The following is a 1304-nucleotide window of genomic DNA, read 5'->3' on the forward strand; positions in this document are numbered from 1 at the left end:
CGTACTGGCTGGAGAAGCAGCTGCGGCTCACGAACCGTCGCCGGCCCCTGTCGACCATCTTCTCCCGCGAATCGCTGCCGCCGGACGGCAACAGCTTCGAGTACGCCAAGGTGATCGAAGAGACCGGCGCGATCACCGTCCAGGCTGCCGAGGGCGACGATCTCGCCTACCTCGAGATCAAGCTCGGCACCGGGTCCGGCACCGTCCGCACCGTCGGCGGCTACACCAGCTTCAGCCGGCAGGCGATCGAACGATCCAAGGTCGCGATCCTCGACACCGGCATGCGGTGGATGGGCATCCAGTACGCCGAAGCGTTCGAGCTGTACGTACGTACATTCCTGCTCGCACTCCCGACCGCAGGTGCCGACTCCACCAACCTCATCGCACTCGCCGGGGCCGGCAAGCCCGACAGCGCACCCGAGTGGATCTCGGTCATCATGGACGCCGCCTGGGCCATCGAGGACAACTCGAAGGGCCTCGCCGCCGACGCCATCATCGTCAGCCGCGATGTCGCCAAGGGCATGGCACTGATCGAGGACAGCACCGGCCGTCCCGTGTTCGAGGTCGCCGGCAACGGCCAGAACACCTGGGCCGGCAACTTCGACCTCGGCTCCATCGAGCTCACCGGACAGATCGCCGGCAAGCCCGTCATCTGCGTGCCGCGCCTTCCCGCCAACTACGCGGCCGTCGCGTCCCGTGAAGCCATCACCACGATGGAATCGGCCGGCGCACCGTTCAGCCTGCAGGACGAGAACATCATCAACCTGACGAAGGACTTCTCGCTCTACGGCTACCAGGGCATCTACAGCGAACAGCCCAAGGGACTCACGCGCATCACCTGGACCGTCTGATGACGACACCCGCGACCGGCGACGTGGACGGAGGAACGCCGGCCAATCCCAATGCCGCAGCAGTGCCGTCGCTCGAAGAGTTCCGCACGTACGTCGGCGCGGGTGCCGACGACCACGAACAGGCAGCACGTCGCGACCTCGACTCGGCCATCGCAATGGTGGACGACTTCTGCTCGGACCCGATGCGCCCCATCCCAGACGCCACCATGAAGCGGTGGTACCTCAACGTCGCCGCCGAGATCTTCGACCAGAACGCCGGCCCGAGCCAGTTCACCGACCGGTTCGAGAACGTCGTCTCGGCTCGATCATCCAGGGACCCAATGAATGTCATCATCCGCGAGGTACGCCGCTATGTGGCTCCGTTCTGATGAACCTCACGCAAACGCAAGCCGAGATCATCGACACCCTCAAGGTGGCTGGCCTCACCGTCCAAGGGTGGGAAGTGCAGAAGAC

The 1304-nt window shown here is 65.2% G+C and carries 2 protein-coding genes; both read left to right on the forward strand.

Annotated features, from left to right (window positions below):
- On the forward strand, nt 1-851 hold an 851-nt coding region (locus tag A2J02_RS28080; protein ID WP_197477951.1), incomplete at its 5' end, for a phage major capsid protein.
- Nucleotides 851-1219: a hypothetical protein gene (locus A2J02_RS05880; RefSeq protein WP_068047992.1), complete on the forward strand. Its 369-nt coding sequence runs from the start codon at nt 851-853 to the stop codon at nt 1217-1219. The genes A2J02_RS28080 and A2J02_RS05880, both read left to right, overlap by 1 nt.
- Nucleotides 1220-1304 lie beyond the last annotated feature (85 nt).

This window comes from Rhodococcus sp. EPR-147, assembly GCF_001647185.1.
Taxonomy (GTDB): domain Bacteria; phylum Actinomycetota; class Actinomycetes; order Mycobacteriales; family Mycobacteriaceae; genus Rhodococcoides.